The organism is Bacteroides sp. NSJ-39, from assembly GCF_014287315.1.
Taxonomy (GTDB): domain Bacteria; phylum Bacteroidota; class Bacteroidia; order Bacteroidales; family Bacteroidaceae; genus Bacteroides; species Bacteroides finegoldii.
The window spans coordinates 44,345-61,054 of sequence record NZ_JACOOB010000023.1 but is presented as its reverse complement, the minus strand read 5'-3'; the positions used below and the strand labels follow the sequence as shown (position 1 = coordinate 61,054).

At 42.2% G+C, this 16,710-nt stretch carries 15 protein-coding genes and 3 pseudogenes; 7 read left to right on the top strand and 11 right to left on the bottom strand.

Going from position 1 to position 16,710, the window contains the following annotated elements; all coding sequences use genetic code 11:
- Nucleotides 1-740 precede the first annotated feature (740 nt).
- The 5 genes and pseudogenes from H8S63_RS17965 to H8S63_RS17945 form a co-directional block, all read right to left on the bottom strand.
- Nucleotides 741-992, bottom strand: a pseudogene (locus H8S63_RS17965) (DNA cytosine methyltransferase); the annotation flags it as partial.
- Nucleotides 993-1,069: 77 nt separating this feature from the next.
- Nucleotides 1,070-1,444 (bottom strand): hypothetical protein, encoded by a 375-nt coding sequence (locus H8S63_RS17960; protein WP_005681798.1) that lies wholly within the window; start codon nt 1,442-1,444, stop codon nt 1,070-1,072.
- Entirely contained in the window at nt 1,428-1,790 is a 363-nt protein-coding gene (locus tag H8S63_RS17955) for a helix-turn-helix domain-containing protein (protein WP_005681796.1), read from the bottom strand. Before H8S63_RS17955 ends, H8S63_RS17960 begins: the two co-directional genes overlap by 17 nt.
- A 407-nt stretch (nt 1,791-2,197) precedes the next feature.
- Complete coding sequence (locus H8S63_RS17950) at nt 2,198-3,160, bottom strand: DUF3089 domain-containing protein (protein ID WP_186927551.1); 963 nt, start codon at nt 3,158-3,160, stop codon at nt 2,198-2,200.
- A gap of 3 nt (nt 3,161-3,163) precedes the next feature.
- A complete protein-coding gene (locus H8S63_RS17945; RefSeq protein WP_186927550.1) occupies nt 3,164-3,598 on the bottom strand; it encodes a hypothetical protein in 435 nt (144 codons plus the stop codon).
- 105 nt (nt 3,599-3,703) lie between these two features.
- Between H8S63_RS17945 and H8S63_RS20220 the strand changes: the two are divergent.
- Nucleotides 3,704-3,978, top strand: a pseudogene (locus H8S63_RS20220) (IS982 family transposase); the annotation flags it as partial.
- A gap of 293 nt (nt 3,979-4,271) precedes the next feature.
- On the top strand, nt 4,272-5,615 hold the full coding sequence (locus H8S63_RS17940) for a hypothetical protein (protein WP_186927549.1): 1,344 nt from the start codon (nt 4,272-4,274) through the stop codon (nt 5,613-5,615).
- Nucleotides 5,616-5,967: 352 nt separating this feature from the next.
- Here H8S63_RS17940 and H8S63_RS17935 read toward each other — a convergent pair whose 3' ends face one another.
- A complete protein-coding gene (locus H8S63_RS17935; protein ID WP_186927548.1) occupies nt 5,968-6,141 on the bottom strand; it encodes a hypothetical protein in 174 nt (57 codons plus the stop codon).
- A gap of 247 nt (nt 6,142-6,388) precedes the next feature.
- Complete coding sequence (locus H8S63_RS17930) at nt 6,389-7,051, bottom strand: HAD family hydrolase (protein WP_186927547.1); 663 nt, start codon at nt 7,049-7,051, stop codon at nt 6,389-6,391.
- A gap of 141 nt (nt 7,052-7,192) precedes the next feature.
- On the opposite strand from H8S63_RS17930, the gene H8S63_RS17925 reads away from it, so the two are divergent.
- Nucleotides 7,193-7,468: a hypothetical protein gene (locus H8S63_RS17925; RefSeq protein WP_186927546.1), complete on the top strand. Its 276-nt coding sequence runs from the start codon at nt 7,193-7,195 to the stop codon at nt 7,466-7,468.
- Nucleotides 7,458-7,796, top strand: a pseudogene (locus H8S63_RS17920) (type II toxin-antitoxin system RelE/ParE family toxin). The gene H8S63_RS17925 and the pseudogene H8S63_RS17920 overlap by 11 nt, the downstream one beginning before the upstream one ends.
- A 35-nt stretch (nt 7,797-7,831) precedes the next feature.
- On the opposite strand, the gene H8S63_RS17915 reads toward H8S63_RS17920, so the two are convergent.
- The 3 genes from H8S63_RS17915 to H8S63_RS17905 all read right to left on the bottom strand — a co-directional run bounded on the left by H8S63_RS17915 (nt 7,832) and on the right by H8S63_RS17905 (nt 12,780).
- Nucleotides 7,832-9,508, bottom strand: coding sequence for a glycoside hydrolase 43 family protein (locus H8S63_RS17915; RefSeq protein ID WP_186927545.1), 1,677 nt, complete (start codon nt 9,506-9,508; stop codon nt 7,832-7,834).
- A 190-nt stretch (nt 9,509-9,698) separates the two neighbouring features.
- A complete protein-coding gene (locus H8S63_RS17910) occupies nt 9,699-10,931 on the bottom strand; it encodes a DUF4861 domain-containing protein (RefSeq protein ID WP_186927544.1) in 1,233 nt (410 codons plus the stop codon).
- A 208-nt stretch (nt 10,932-11,139) separates the two neighbouring features.
- A complete protein-coding gene (locus H8S63_RS17905) occupies nt 11,140-12,780 on the bottom strand; it encodes a glycoside hydrolase family 28 protein (RefSeq protein WP_186927543.1) in 1,641 nt (546 codons plus the stop codon).
- A gap of 235 nt (nt 12,781-13,015) precedes the next feature.
- On the opposite strand from H8S63_RS17905, the gene H8S63_RS17900 reads away from it, so the two are divergent.
- Genes H8S63_RS17900 through H8S63_RS17890 form a run of 3 tightly spaced genes read left to right on the top strand, consistent with a single transcriptional unit; the run spans nt 13,016 to nt 15,620 of the window.
- Complete coding sequence (locus H8S63_RS17900; RefSeq protein ID WP_007749728.1) at nt 13,016-13,873, top strand: enoyl-ACP reductase; 858 nt, start codon at nt 13,016-13,018, stop codon at nt 13,871-13,873.
- A gap of 6 nt (nt 13,874-13,879) precedes the next feature.
- On the top strand, nt 13,880-14,884 hold the full coding sequence (locus tag H8S63_RS17895) for a gliding motility lipoprotein GldB (protein WP_186927542.1): 1,005 nt from the start codon (nt 13,880-13,882) through the stop codon (nt 14,882-14,884).
- A 31-nt stretch (nt 14,885-14,915) separates the two neighbouring features.
- Nucleotides 14,916-15,620 carry an SAM-dependent methyltransferase gene (locus H8S63_RS17890; protein ID WP_007749722.1) on the top strand — a complete coding sequence of 235 codons (705 nt, stop codon included), beginning with the start codon at nt 14,916-14,918 and terminating at the stop codon, nt 15,618-15,620.
- Here the strand turns inward: H8S63_RS17890 and H8S63_RS17885 are convergent.
- On the bottom strand, nt 15,586-16,704 hold the full coding sequence (locus tag H8S63_RS17885; protein WP_186927541.1) for a hypothetical protein: 1,119 nt from the start codon (nt 16,702-16,704) through the stop codon (nt 15,586-15,588). The genes H8S63_RS17890 and H8S63_RS17885 overlap by 35 nt on opposite strands.
- Nucleotides 16,705-16,710: the final 6 nt, after the last annotated feature.

Below are 16,710 nucleotides of genomic sequence, written 5' to 3'. Positions count from 1 at the left end.
TTTATGTACTTTTTTACGGTTCATCCTAGGATCTTCTATTTGTTTACAAAGGTCAATTATGCCAATTTTCATGTTAGTTTATGTTTTAATATATCTTATAAAGATAAGAAAAACAATCGGCATAAACAAATGGTAATATACTAATAAACAATAATATAACAAAGGAATAGCAAAGGAGAATATAGTAAAAAATATAATGCGTCTGCCCTGGCTCACATTAATGAGCGGTTTTGTCCACAGCTGTGAGCTGAAAGGTTTATGGTTGTTAGCTCAAAGGCTCACGAATGTGAGCCTTTATAAATATCGGGAGTTTGATGTATGAAATAGGGTAATTAACTTTGTCTGTGTTGTTGTTCTACATTAAACATACGGTTGTTCAAAGAGTGTATACTGCTTGTTTATATTTGAAAGTCGGAGATTTTTAGAAATAGTTGCATAATGGCGACACACCGCTTGAATTCAGCGAATTAATGGGATTGTATTTCACTTCCATTTGAAAAACGACGCTACAAAAAGCACATTTGAGCATGAGTTACGTTACCTAATCGTTACCTTGTCCAAGTCTATAAAACAGACAATATAAGCGGTTATTTTTCAATTGTTTGCATTATTCTTCATAGCTTAAAACAACTCGATAAATAGTAATTTTGTAACAAAAATAATCGAGTCATGAGGAGTACCTTTCGAGTTCTGTTCTACACCAAGAACCAGGCCATAAAAAATGGCCGTGTCCCTGTCATGGGGCGTATCTCATGAATGGCACGGAGCATGTGAGGCCAGAGGTAACGGCTGTCCTCCGCGCCCTTTCGCCGGCCGGCAACGGAAAAGGGCTGGCATGGGAAACCTCCTGTGAGGATGTCAATCCGTCCCCTTCATCCCCGAAAATCCGTAGTTGTAATATCCGTATAACTTTCTGCATGGCTGAACCAGTAATTTAAAATTCGGTTACAAAACTCATCTATCTCACAATGGAAGGCGTTACGCCATCCCATTCATTCGGCGGCAAGATCCGCCGCACCAAACCCGCTGAAAAGCGAGGCATGTACCAACTGTCTCATATTGAATCCTATTAATCGGTTAATGAATCCGTTACATTCCCGGTCTCTTTTTTCACCGGAACGGTTATCGCCATTCCGTCGATCTTGCGGTAGATCTTTCCCATCTCCAGCATGTTCTTCAACCGCAGGATGTCCGTGATCTCGTAGACGGTTATACCATTCTGCACGCTGAAACGGATATACCCCTTCTGACGTTGTGTCTCCACTTCCTCACGGGTCATCTGGAGAAGCTCGCAGATCTCCTCCAGCGTGAAGGTCAGCTGCACTTCCTTGACGGTATGCGCATAGGTCAGGATACTCAGTATCTGCAGGCATTTACGGTGTGCCTTGACAAGGGCGGCAAACTTGTTCCGCTCGATCATGATGTACTTACTTTGATTTTCCATTCTTCTTATTATTAATTGTTATTGGTTCCTCTTCTTCGAGGGCTTCCGGCAGGACGATCGTGCCATATTCCTCCCGGAGGAACTTGTACACGTCGAATGCCCAGAAGTACACCTTGCCGCTAATCTTGAAGGACGGCAGCTTTCCCGACATGCGCCAGCGTATCAGTGTCCGGTCGCAGACTTTTAGCTGGAGACGCATGTCACGGCTGTCCAGCATCTGTTTGCCGTTGAAATTACTGAGTGCTTCCAACTCCATTTCCAGACGGGCGATGAGCTTGTTCTGACGCTCGAAGCATCCTTCGATCATCTGCCTGAGCTCCATGATTTCATTCTTGCCTTCTTCCATTTGTCGGTTGTTTTTAGTTCGATACTGTTTTTGTCTTTCTTCGCTTGCAAAGTTTGGGAAAATCGGAGGGTGAACATAGGGCTGACGGATACCGCCAGCCCCATATTTTGTTAGCAAACCATTATGTATCAATGATATATTTTTTGAATTTTGTTGAGAGGGTAAAACCCTATTACCGGAAATAAACTATTCGGAGGAAAGGTAAATACAGTAAAAAGAGGGTATCTTACGGATAGAAATAAAAAAGGAGACCAAGCCCGAAACCGGACCAGATCTCCCTTGAAAATCTTTCATAAAAACTTGCTAAGATCAAGTAAATTAACTATTTTTGTAGCTGAAGAGTTATTTGAGGTTATGCAGAAAAACGCAAGCGAGCGATGGATTTTTGCCACTTAACTGTTACCTGCCTATTTTTTCTGTTGAAAACTGCGAATTCGCTGGCACATATTCTTTTTCAGGCAGTCACTATATACCCATGGCTCTATACCGTGATAATCGCCCGTATTCAATACATTGAGGATGTTAGGCAAGTAAGACCCATCAAACCCTTGTAGCACAAGTACCTTGTAATGAGGGTCAACAGTCACCGTAATGGTATCGTTGAGCACTGCCGGAGTAGCATCTGTACACCAATTGACCGGATTGATACACATCACATTGGGGGCACTGACTATGGGCTTTATGTATTTGACATCCGAAACGGAATTATAACAAATGGTGACTCCTGTGTCAATGGAGTCTGTTGCCGGTTTGATCCACGGCGCTTTCTCCACATCTGCAGGAGTAACTTTATATCCCAACACGTATGCGGCAATCATCCGCTTACGTTCCTCTTCAGACAAGTGCTTCATCAATTCTACAACCGACTTTCCACCCTGACTGAATCCTGCCAGAATAAACGGACGACCTTGGTTATAGTTTGTGAGGAAATGGCGGAAAGCAGCTTTTACATCTTTGAAAGACACATCCATATATCTGCGCGCAATGGTATCTTCATTGAGTGTAGCCCATGAATCAAGGGTAATATGCCTATAATGAGGAGAATAGAAGTTGTTTCCCAATGCCATGTATTCAGCTATCTTGGTCATTTCGGTTTCCATGTGTACACGATGTTCGGGTAAAGATGGGTCTGCATAGTGAGAAACAAGGCTGTCAGATGTTTTCCAGTCAAACTCCCAAGTAGAAGGAATGTAAAACACATCAACGCCGTCGCCTTGGTCGTTGCGTTCGACATACCACATTTTCGATTCATTATAATCGGGAGCAGCCGGAACAAAGACCGCTGCTTTCCTGCTTCCTGTATGTATCTTGTCACATCCGCAAACAAAGCAAACAAGAAGTAAAAGTGCACTGCAAACTACCTGTTTCATAGACTATTTCTTACGGTCGTAAATATCGCGAAACTCTCCTTTAATATTCCCGCCTGTTTCCGGATCGAGGGTTTCATCCGAGTAGAGATAGAAGCAATCGTTACTTTCAAACAAGATTTGTCCTCTCACAGTGCCATTGATGATATAATCATTGTTATCTTTCAAATTCCATTCAAATTTCTGCTCCATGTACTCACCTTTAAACGTCATTGTGATGAGTGCTTTTCCATCTTTATAGAATGTCTGCGCGCCTTCAGCACCTACCTGTGTAGGCATATCTTTCCACTCCCCGTTTGTCTTTTCCTGTGTTGTACGATAAATCCATTCACCGATAAGGCGTTCTGAGTTGCTCACCTTCTGGTCTTTATCTTTATTGCAACTGCTGAAAGAGAGCGACACCATACATAAAAGAATTAAAATAAAAAATTTGCTGTTCATACTGATAAATAAAAAATTTGATTAATATATAATGTGTTAGCGTAATTAAATTAAAAGATTAATGAATAATAAGTTGTTGTTTTACTAAAATTTAACAGATTAAAAGTGGTAATTTTTTTAACAAACAAATATTATATATATAACCAATGTGCAAAATTGGCAAAATTCCTGAACATATGCAAACCGGTAGCCGGCAATTTAATCAATAACGAAAATATACCAAGAAGAAGAGCTATTCTCAAGTTCTCAGATTTTGATATTGTAGCGTTGAATATGATATCAGAAGCAGCCAACATTGACAGTGAATCTTTGTTGTTTGCAAAGTTGCAGAAATTAAGAGTAAGATCCCTAACATTATATCCCGTAGACAAGGCAATGACACAAATAGCAAAATAGTGACACAGGGATAAACTCGGCACAAGGTTATCTGGGAGTACCCTTAATGATTTTTTCAAATTTGTTAAAATTTCATTGACAGATCTCTCTTTTGATTATTTTTTTGTAGATCTACAGTATTTTTAATAAACTTGCCATTGTTTTTAGTCAAACGGATAATTATAGCTCATGATTTTGGGGATTGCGAATTTAAAATTATTATAACTGACCGACTGATTAATATTATCATCCAATTATTTTAAAACAGTTTCTTGCTTTGTATTATTATATAAGATATATGAAATTAACAAATTTATTTTCCCGGATATTGACTGGGATGTGTTTGGCAGTCTGCTTGACAGCCTGTGAGAAGAATTATTATACCGAGGTTATGGAAGAGGCTGATAACGAGGAAATTCCAATGAGGAATTTGCATATAGAAGCATTGTCGCAGAGTTGGTTCGCAACCAGGGGAACTGATTATATCTCACCGCTTTTTACTTATCTGGCTCCAAGTATCAGTAAATATTATAAAATGGGAGACCGGTTTGAAGATATGGTACTTGCCTTTGATAATCCGGCTGCCGGGCAAGAAATCCATGTGACAATGAAAGCTTCAGCCCTCAATGAAGAGAGAACGGTATCCATGCTGACAACCGGAGACGAGCGTATCGAAATGTTTTTTCCTATCAAATGGAAATATGAAAAATTTTCTTCCATAAAGTCAGCAATGCCTATTACGATGGAATGGGAAATCAGAATGAAAGGAAATATAATTTGTCAATATTCCAAACAATTTAATGTATCTCCCTTTCAAGAAGATCCATACTCTGTTTATTGGGAGCTGGATACTCCAGATGCTAAGGATTATGTTGCATATTTGAAAACGTTGGATTGGGGTGAATATCCTATTAGAGAAGATGGTGAAATATGCTATTTGTCTTTTGAGCCTTTTTTCTTTGGTTATGTTTCACCCAATAATCCTATGGTAAGTAGACTGAAACAGGAAGCAATGAGTGATATCGCAGACATAAAAGATGGATTTTTTGGTTATCAGTGGGGAAATGATTATGTCAAGGAGCAATTGGTTGCATTTTATTGGTTGATGAATAAATATGGAGTAGTATATTCTTTTGAGGGAACGCTCCTGTCTACTTTTGCCGAAGTGTTTAATAATGGCCAGGGATATTGTACCACGCTAACTTGCGCAATGGCAAGCCTTTGTCTGAGTGCAGGAATAAGTATTGAATTTGTCGAGATACCCGGACATATGTATCTTGTGGTCCTCGATCAGGAAGGTAATCCTTTATATCCTATGGATTGTACTGCTATTTGGAAACTGGACAAAACTTTACCTTTTGACAAACAAATAGAGATGAGCCGCGAATATTTTGAATATATGCTGGAACTGAGCAGGGCAGAGTATGAAGAGAATTTTCCTTTTATAGAAGCGCAGAGCCCTCGCTATTTTGTTTTTCCCATGACATCTATGGGATATAATAAGAGCGGCATCCCTTCCATTGACATGCCTTACATTTCCGGCAATGCGCGTGATATTAACGAGAATGTTCGTGTGACTTGCCACAAAGCAGTGGATCGTCCGGCAATTCCCATTGGACTAAAGAGAGTTTATTTCCCATAAACACCTCAAGAGTTTAGTGTCTAACTTTTGGGGTGCACTTCACAATGTGCTGGCAGTTTTTTCTTTTTTCACGGTATCGGATGTCCGCTGTATCCTGCTTTCCAAAAGGGGAGTGGCTTTACGCTCCCCCTTCAGGAAAGCCTTTTTTCTTTTCACCGCCCCTTCTTCTATGACAACTGGCTATCCATGACAAAACATGACAGGAGATTTGAAGGTATTCCGCTTGTTATTTCCTTTGTGGTTATATATCAATGATGTCTTTTTGATGATTTTTTTATTAAAATAGCGTAGTTCTTTTTAATTTTTTGAGTTTCAAAAGATAAGCGGAGCATAGAAAATAGGCAGGTAACGATTAGGTGACGAAAATCCATCGCTCGCTTGCGTTTTTCTGCATAACCTCAAATAACTCTTCAGCTACAAAAGTAGTTAATATTCTTGGCCTTAGCAAATTTTCACGGAAAAATTTCCGCGATAAAATACCTTGATCTAAGTGTTTTTTTACCTTGAATTCGTTTCCTTGTTTCATGGAAACGAATTCTTTCGATGGAAATACTCCGGACATTTTATCTTATTTTCCGGTCATTTCATCCAAAATGAATACTATTACAAGGATGGTCTTTTTACCCCAAAGAAACAAGTTTTTTAGGGAGACATATCGGATTCAATAAAAAAACTATGCCTGATAGTAAGTATGAGAGTAACTTTTGCTCTCATACTTACTATCAGGCTTGCTCTCATTGCTGAAATGTCGATGAATAAGTCGATACAGCTGTTTATGAGGGTATGAGGGTAAAAAGTGATAAAATCTTTTCTGTAGTATCTACGATATATGCCGGTTTGAATTCTTCCAATTCGCTTTTGGGACGAAAGCCCCATATTACCCCACAAGCGGTTACTCCTGCATTGGCGGCCGTTTGCATATCTACTCCGGAGTCTCCTATGTAGAGAACCTCGTCTTTTTCTACATTGGCCAACTTTAATATATCGAAGACAACCGTAGGGTCGGGCTTTACACTGATTCCTTCCCGCTGACCGAACACGGCAGTGAAATGAATGTTCGGAAAGTAGTGAGCTATCAGTTTCTCCGTAGCGGCCTGATATTTATTGGAAGCTACGGCAATCTGAATGCCGGCGGACTGCAGATCGGTCAATAACTCTGGAACACCCGGATAGGGACGGCTATCATCCGCATTGTGAATATCATAATAAGGAATAAACTCTTTGCGGACACGGAGTACATTTTCCTCTGTTTTTTCTCCTTCGGGCAGGGCACGTTCAAAGAGTTTGTTGATACCGTTTCCTACCATGAAGTTATACTTTTCTATTTCATGCGTGGGATATCCTAATTTATTTAGAGCATAGTTGGTACTGTGTGCCAGATCGGCGATCGTATTTAGCAATGTACCATCCAAATCGAATATTGCTAGTTTCTTCATTGTGGTTTGGGGTTATTGTTAATCCTGTATTTTATGATATTCGGATGGCAAAGGTAGGAATAAAAACGGATTAATGACTCGATTTCCGGTTACTTTCGTTATCTTTGTAGTTACTTAAATGAAAGAAGAAAGGAGATAACAATGGACAATTCAATGGAACTGGAAGCTTATAAAGCTGAATTGGCCCGAGAAATATTAATGTCGGATAGCCGTCAGTTGCTTGATAAGGTAAAGATGGTACTTCACGGTGAGTCTTCCGTCAATATAAATACAGTGAAGGAGGACTGTGTGCCCTATATCCCCCGAACGAAATCAGAGGTATTGGATGATTTGAAGGAAGCGTGTGAGGAAGCCCGACTGATACGCGAAGGAAAGGCAAAAGGTTTTTCAGCCGAAGATTTACTCAATGAACTGTAATATTATAGCTACTTCTTTATTTAAGAGAGAATTGAAAAGATTAAGTAAGCATTATAAATCAATGCGGCAGGATTTTGCTGGTTTACTGGAGTCGTTGAGACGGGAACCACAGTAAGGTGTGGATTTAGGTAGAGGACTTCATAAAGTGCGTATGGCAATTTCTTCTAAAGGAAAAGGTAAAAGTGGAGGGGCTAGAGTCATCACTCTCACTGTTTTGATATCGGAAACCGATACAAATATTGTCCTTCTGACAATTTATGATAAATCTGAATGTGAGAATCTTACAGATAAGGAACTGGCAGATATTGTAAAGAAGAGCAGTCTGTAGGACTGCTCTTCTTATGTTCTTCCTTTTGAAGAATGTTACTTCTTGGCAATGCGGAACCAATCCACATCCACCCATCCGCCATCATTAGTCACGATAGCCGGACGTGTGCAGAATGTTCCGATCTTGGTACCGATCCATTGTCCTTCCCTTGCTTGAAAAGGATTGCCTAGTGGTTGATATTTCTTTCCATCAAGACTGTAGCTGAAGTCACACACGACAAGAAGGTCATGTCCTCCTTCGCTGGCTTTGATTTTCTTTCCGTCACATTTGAATTTTACTTTCAGATAAACTGTGTTTTGAGTGAGGCTGACAGAAGCGTTCGATTGTTCCGGTTTCCCTTTATCGGCTCTTTTGCATTCCACTTGCGACAGAGTAAGTCCCTTATCCGTATTTTCTAGGAATAATCCGGCATAATCCCTGCCCATCACAATCAATCCGGTACGTTCACCTTTGTTTTTCTGATTGGGAGTGAAGGTCAGTTTCATTGTGGCTGTGAAATTGTCAGAAGGAGTCTTTTGTAATAATAGGTTAGCTACATCCCACATATTTTTGTAATCTTGTACAACAGGGTAAGAGTATAATCTCACGTAACTCTTGTCACCTGCGTAGTAGGCCCATTTCTCGTTGATATTAGCATGCCATTGCCATTGCGGAGACAGTGTGTAGCCGTCGAACTCGTCACTTTCCTGTGGAGTGCAGATAGGATAAGTCTTTCCCACGTTAGGCTTCTTGTAAGTCAGGACCGGTTCACCACACCCGTCACCGTCTTTGTCTACCCCGATCACAGGCCAGTCGTTTATCCATTTCATAGGTTGCAGGTGCATGATACGTCCGTAAGCACCTACGTCTTGAAAGTGGAGAAACCAGTCTTCACCGGTAGGCGTATCTACCCATGCGCCTTGATGAGGCCCGTTGACGGGAGAGTTACCTTGTGCAAGTACAGTTTTCCATTCGTAAGGGCCGTATACGTTTTTGGAGCGTAGCACCACTTGCCATCCTGTCGGCACACCGCCTGCCGGATGGAAAATATAATAATAGCCGTTTCTTTTATAGAATTTAGGACCTTCACAAGTTTGATGGGCCTCATGACCGTCGAAGACGATACGTGAAGGAGTGATGGTCTTTGTGGCTTCAGCATTCAGTTCGCAGATAGTGATGACACTTTTTAATCCGGCACGGCTTCCCGCATATGCGTGTACCAGATATACTTTTCCGTCTTCATCCCATAGCGGACAAGTGTCGATGATTCCTTTTCCGGCTTTTACCAGAACGGGCTCGCTCCATGGACCTTTCGGATCTTTGGCTTTCACCATGAAAGCTCCTTGATCGGGATCTCCCCAGAAGATATAAAACTCACCATTGTGATGGCGGATAGAAGGAGCCCATATACGGTTGCCGTGTTCGGGACGTTCGGGAGTTTGGATAGGAGCAAGCGCGTCGGGTACTGCTGCACCGATGAACGTCCAGTTTACCAAATCTTTGGAATGTAGTATTTGTAGTCCGGGCAGACAGCCGAAACTGGATGAAGTCATATAGAAATCGTCGCCTACACGGCAAGCGTCCGGATCGGAATAATCGGCATAGAGTACCGGGTTCTTATACTTCCCGTTTCCAAGATCGGAAACCCATACTTCGGATACGTAGTTGCTCTGTGCCAGAACTGGGAAGGTAGTGAGCAGGCAGAGAACCAGAGTCTGTGTCAGTCGTTTCATGATATAAATAGATTAAATAGTTTTATATAAATGATTTATATGATTTATGTGATGTGACAAAGGTATGAAAAAAGACTCTGCACAAGGAGGAATAATTGTGCAGAGTCGCATAAAAATTGGTAGAAACCTCGTAAATTTTGTTTAGTTGTATTTGTATCTACCTTGTTTATATGGTGTGGATATCGCTTTGTTAACGGATACCTTTAATTTTTACAGTTACCGGATGTGCCAGTTCTTCTTTCCATTTGCGGAGATAGGCAAACCAAGCTTCCGGGGTTTTATATCCGAATGTTTCTTTCATCGAAGTGAAAGTGGTATGATATTGGAAATAGTTGTTTCCCGGAGCGGTAATCGTATAGAGGAAGTTCGCTTTATCTTTTTCCTCCGATTGCACATAACGTTGCGGAATGCAGGTACCCAGCCCAACAGTCTCTTTGGCATATTTCACCGTATCGTTGACAGGCCAGTCCGTACCCCAGCTTCCTACTAACCCCTTATGATCGGAGAAGGACTTGGAAGCGCCTACGATGTCCTGTACACCCGTGCAGAAAACTTCTTTATCGAGCGGTTCGTCAAAAAAAGCCTCGATGTGAAGGTCACGATGTCCGGCATATAGTGTGTAGCGGGTTGTCATGTCCAATTCCGTGTCTTGATATTTCCATCCGGTTACTTCTATTTCTGCAATTGCACGTACCGGACCGTAGGATATGATACGCTCCGTCCGTGTTTCCACCGGAGTGATATGCGTTGCTTTCTGTCCGTTCCAGCCTTTCAATGCACCCGGTCCGCAACTGTCGAACACGCGAAGTACGTCATCACCGAATCCTTTAGCTAATTGTGCGTCCGTTGGATAGAACTGAGATTCTTTGATTTCCAGGCCTTTATTGAATTTTCCATAGATGTCCGGTGTCTGCTTTTCGTTAAAGTAAAGTCGGTATCCCACCAGCTCTGATTCCAGAATCGGACCGTGAGGGCGTACCATACTATATATATTACTGCTACCGGGAACGGTAATTGCCTGCACCCGCTGATGTTTCCCTTTCCGGTGGTCTGCGATAAACATATCGGCATATACCCTTTCCGGATAGGTCTTCGTGCTTTTCTCCGAAGAAAGAGTGACCTGGAATGTTTTTCTGCCATGAGCGGGAAGGTCGGCGACGAAAGCCAGTTCGTCCATCTTGCGGTCTTTGTCCAAGTCGTCTAGTTGGGAAGGAACCTCGTTCGTCCCTTCCATGACAACGGCGGATTTGATTTTGAAATCTGCGTGTAACTCATGCAGGTTGATAACAATCGGGGCGTCTGTTTTTGCCTGATTCCAATTGTTATGCACTTCTATCGTAATGTTTTTGTCCTGTTTCTGCGCTTGGGAAGACAAGTGGAAACCTCCTAAAAGGAAAGCAAGTATAATAAGATTCTTCTTCATGATTCTAAGGTTGATGTTATACGTCGTATTTCTCTCTGCAAAAGTAGTTGAAAAAAATAGCAGACTGTCTATCTTTGGAAGATAAAATAGTCTGCTATTTGAGCTTTTTACTCTATATAATGATATTGTGGTTTTCTTTTTTGCACTTGCACCACAGAGGACACTGAGGTCACAGAGGATTCGGTTTAATAATATAAAATCCATTTATTCAGATTTGTACCTCTGTGTCCTCTGCGTTCTCTGTGGTGAACTTCTCCTCTTTCGCCGATTCCTCATAAGCCTTTCCGTCTATTGTCAGGTTCTTGGCGTTCTTAACGTTTAATATATTGTTGCCTTTGGAAGATTCTACATATACATTTTCCAAGGTCACCCCGTCTACCTGGCTGATGACAATTCCGTCTGTTGCTTCTGTCATCACGACATCCTTAACAGTGACATTGCTGATCGGCATTTCGGGTAATCCGTTGAAGAACATAGCCCTTCCCGAACCTCTGCATACAATATTTGAAATGTGGATGTTGCGGAATGCGGGAGTTTCTTCTGTAACCGGGGGAATAGCGGTTTTCATGCGGTTCAATAGGTCTTCTTCCGATTCTTCACCAGCTCCCTTTCCACCGTAAAACAGGTCGAAGAGCAGCGGTTCGTTCGGTATATTGATCATGTTGATGTTATTAATGTAGATGTTTTCTACCACACCGCCACGTCCACGTGTACTTTTGAAGCGCAGGCCTACGTCAGTTCCCATAAAAGTACAATCTTCCACATAGATATTCTTCACGCCACCGGACATTTCGCTACCTACCACGAATCCGCCGTGTCCGTGCAATACAGTGTTGTTTTTCACAATCACATTCTGACAAGGTTCTCCTCGACGGCGACCGTCTTCATCCTTGCCGGACTTGATACAGATTGCGTCATCTCCCGCATCAAACACACTGTTGATAATTAGTGCATTCTTACAAGATTCCAGGTCGATTGCATCACCATTCTGTGAATACCAGGGATTGATGACCATGATGTTGTTCACTGTAAAGTCTTCGCAAGACAGCGGATGCAGACACCAGCTCGGTGAATTCTTGAAGGTGACCCCTTCGAGCAGTATTTTTTTGCTTTTGACAATGCTTAATAGTACAGGACGTAACCAGGGACGGATTTCATTCCACTCCTCATCCGTATTGATACCTTCGGGCACATTGAAATCTTTGCAAGCCATTGCTCCTTTCAGTGAACCGGGTGTAGGATACCATATTTCCTGTTTCTCGTCGAGCACACCGCCTGAATTGACCAGCTTTTTCCACTGTGATGCGGTCAGCTTTCCTTTTTTGACCGGCCGCCAGCAGTCACCGTTTCCGTCGAATGTACCGTATCCTGTGATAGCGATATTTTCCGCATTGCGGGCTGAGATAGGAGATTGGCAACGGCGGGTTTCCAACCCTTCAAAAGAAGTGGCGATAATGGGGTATGCTTCAAAGTCACCGGTGAAGAGTACCAGCGCGTTTCTTTCCGTATAAAGATTGACGTTACTTAGCAGTTCGATAGGTCCTGTCAGCCAGATACCTTCCGGGATAATCACTTTTCCCCCTCCATGTTGGTTTACGTCTTTGATAGCATCGTTGATTGCTTTCGTGTTTAGGAACAAACCGTCTCCTTTGGCTCCGAATTTTTCAATGTTCACTTCATAAGCAGGAAAAGCCGGTTGTTGTACTTTAGGCATTTCGAAAGGTAAATTCCGGTAAAGAGCATCACTTATCAAGTTCTCTTCTACGGCACACTCACTTTGTTTGCATCCTGAAATAAACGGCAAACAACATATAGCCATCCAGAGGAATCTTTTTGTCAATGTGTTCATTTAGTAATCTAATTTTCTATAGGGTTATACATTTTATTGTTTTTCTTGGCATTCTGCCGAGCACTGCAAGAACTCGTAATTAACGATTGCAAAGATAGGAGTGAAAGTTCAAGGGAATGTGGACTAATTGATAGAATACGTGTATTTTTTGTCATTTGTGTCTATTATTTGCACACTTCTCGTGTTTTTATGCAGAAATATCCTATCTTTGCACAAAATTTAACTATTAAAAGATATGAGTTACAACTTGTTGAAAGGAAAAAGAGGTATTATCTTCGGCGCGCTGAATGATCAGTCTATTGCCTGGAAAGTGGCTGAACGTGCTGTAGAAGAAGGTGCAACTATTACATTATCAAATACTCCGATGGCTATCCGTATGGGAGAAGTCAATGCTTTGGCGGAAAAACTGAATTGCCAGATCGTTCCGGCAGATGCGACCAGTGTGGAGGATTTGTCGAATGTATTCAAGACCTCGATGGATATACTGGGCGGACAAATAGATTTTGTGCTCCACTCTATCGGTATGTCTCCCAACGTACGCAAGAAACGTACTTACGATGACCTTGACTATGGAATGTTGGATAAGACATTGGATATTTCGGCCGTTTCATTCCACAAAATGATTCAGTCGGCCAAGAAACTGAACGCTATTGCCGATTACGGCTCAATCGTTGCATTGAGTTATGTTGCTGCACAGCGTACTTTCTACGGCTACAACGATATGGCGGATGCAAAAGCGCTGTTGGAATCTATCGCCCGCAGTTTCGGTTATATCTACGGACGCGAACATAGTGTGCGTGTGAATACGATCTCTCAGTCGCCTACATTCACTACTGCAGGTTCGGGAGTGAAAGGTATGGATAAGCTGTTCGACTTTGCCAACCGTATGTCTCCGCTGGGAAATGCGACTGCTGACGAATGTGCCGATTATTGTATCGTGATGTTTTCCGATCTCACCCGTAAGGTGACTATGCAGAATTTGTTCCATGACGGTGGATTCTCCAGCGTAGGTATGAGTCTCCGTGCTATGGCTACATACGAGAAGGGGCTCGATGAGTACAAGGACGAAAATGGTAATATCATTTACGGATAATAAATTATGAAATTACGGATTTCTCTTCTTATTATAATAAGTATGCTTCTCGCCTCCTGTGGGATAAGCACAGGAAAAGGTACGGAGCAGAAAGAAGGAGAGATTTCTGTTCTGAGATATGATAAGCTGTTGAGCGAATATGTTCGCTCCAACAGCTTTTCTGCTATGCAGAAGTTGACGATGGATTACCGTATGCCGACAAAGATACTGATTGAGGATGTACTGGCTATCGGCACGGTGAAAGATGATACGATTTCGCAACGCCTGCAAAAATTCTATTCAGATACGACGCTGGTTCGTCTGATGAATGATGTGGAAACTCAGTTCCCCAATTTGGATGCAGTAGAGGAGGGGCTTACTAAGGGATTCCGGAAGTTGAAGAAGGAGGTTCCCGATACGGAGGTTCCGCTTGTCTACTCGCAAATCTCGGCGTTCAACGAGTCTATCGTTCTGGTAGATTCTCTGTTGGGTATCAGTCTGGATAAGTATATGGGAGAAGATTATCCTTTGTATAAGCGTTTCTATTACGATTACCAGTGCCGCTCCATGCGCCCGGAACGTATTGTGCCGGATTGTTTTTCGTTTTATCTTCTGAGCCGTTATGATATGGATTATCATGAGGGAACGTGCCTTATTGACTTGATGATACACTCCGGAAAGATTAATTACGTTGTGCAGAACTTGCTGGATTATGATAATATAGGCGAGGCGATGGGGTATTCGAAAGAGGAAAATGACTGGTGCAGGGAGAATGAAAAGGCTATCTGGGATTATATCTGTTCCAACGATCATCTTCATGCCCGTGATCCGATGGTATTCCGTTATTATATGAAACCGGCTCCGGCTGTTGAGATGTTGGGTTGCCAGGCTCCGGCATTGATAGGAATATGGGTCGGTGCGAGGATTGTTGCTTCGTATATGAAAAAGCATAAAGATATGAAGCTGAAAGATCTTTTAGAGTTTACCGACTATCATGCAATGCTGAGTGAATCCGACTATCTGGCTTCTTGAGATAGATTAATTCTTAATTCTTCATTTAAAAGTGGAAACTGCCCTTTATTTGCTGCCCGTGACTTTAGGTGATACGCCTATTGAGAAAGTATTGCCTTCTTATAATAAGGAAATCATTTCCGGTATCCGGTATTTTATAGTCGAAGATATCCGTTCGGCCCGTCGTTTTCTGAAAAAGGTAGATAAGGAGATTGATATTGATGCGTTGACGTTTTATCCGTTGAATAAACATACTTCGCCCGAAGATATTTCCGGTTACTTGAAACCTCTGATAGGTGGTGCTTCTATGGGAGTTATCTCAGAGGCGGGGTGTCCGGCTGTTGCTGATCCGGGAGCGGATGTGGTAGCTATTGCACAGCGTAAAAAGTTGAAGGTGGTGCCTCTGGTCGGACCTTCTTCCATTATTCTTTCGGTGATGGGTTCGGGCTTTAACGGTCAGAGTTTCGCGTTTCATGGTTATCTGCCGATTGAGCCGGGAGAACGTGGCAAGAAACTGAAGGTATTGGAGCAGCGCGTGTATGCTGAGAATCAGACACAACTGTTTATCGAGACGCCTTATCGGAATCACAAAATGGTGGAAGACATTCTACAAAACTGCCGTCCGCAAACGAAGTTGTGCATTGCCGCCAATATTACTTGCGAAGGTGAGTATATCCAAACACGTACGGTGAAAGACTGGAAGGGGCATGTGCCCGATCTGTCTAAGATTCCTTGTATTTTTCTCTTATATAAATAACGTTTTTCAGGTGTTCGTATTCATCTTCGAAACAACAACTGAAGAAGCCTTTACCCAGATTCTCTTCGATCTGTTTGAAATTCCATAACTTGCTGTTCTTGAAGCGGGGAGTACACAGAACGGAATCGTCCTCCAAATCGATGATGAATAGATAAATGAGGCGGTTTGTCACTTCATTTTCAAAGTGATAGACGATATTGAATTCCGGCTTGATATCTTTTGCTTGGGGAATTGCATTGCTGATCAGACGGTTGACACCTTCTGCCAAGGATTCTCCATATCGGAGATAACATTCCATTGGAATATCCACTTTGTTTTTATCCAGAATGGCTGTGGACGGTCTGTCACAAAGAAAGAGCATTCCGTGTGTGGAGACAGCTATGCGTATCACCGGGTTGATATAGGTGTTCTTATAATTGATGGCTTCTATCGCGGGAGTCTTTCCAATCACGTCTCCTTTGGTATTGACAATAGGCACGTACTCTGTGTGAGCCATCAGGTGATTAAAGAAACGGATGGCGACCTGGTTGAACAAGATACTCATTATAAAGACTGTAGGAGGCAGTATCTTATAAAGTACAAACAAGCTGGTCTTGCTCAACGGAGACTGGAGAATAACGGTAATGCTGATAATGATAAAATGAAGTATACCGAAGATCAGGACAATACGTGCCGATACGACGGCGGCTTCGGCTCCTTGGGCATATAAACGTTTTTTGCAAGCGCCTATCTGCCTTAAGAAATAGTTGATAAACCTTCTCTTATGCATATAAAGGCTTAACATGGGAATGAGAATACCCACTTCCAGGGTAAGCGGTAGAGCACCCGGCGGAACATAATCTCCCGGAATGAGTGCGGCTAGGGATAGTAATGACAGTACTCCGGTTGCTATGTATAGGATAAAGTTAGGGAGTAGTACCCCCTTTTGTCGGTGAGAAAGATATATACCTACGATACCTATACCTGTACCGATGTAAATAGCCGTGTCTTGCGTTATAAGTTCACACAATAAAATGGAAATAATAACGGGGACAAAACCCAGTGACATGTTAAATGCAGAAGAAAGTATTCCTTTATGCTCCATCTCTAC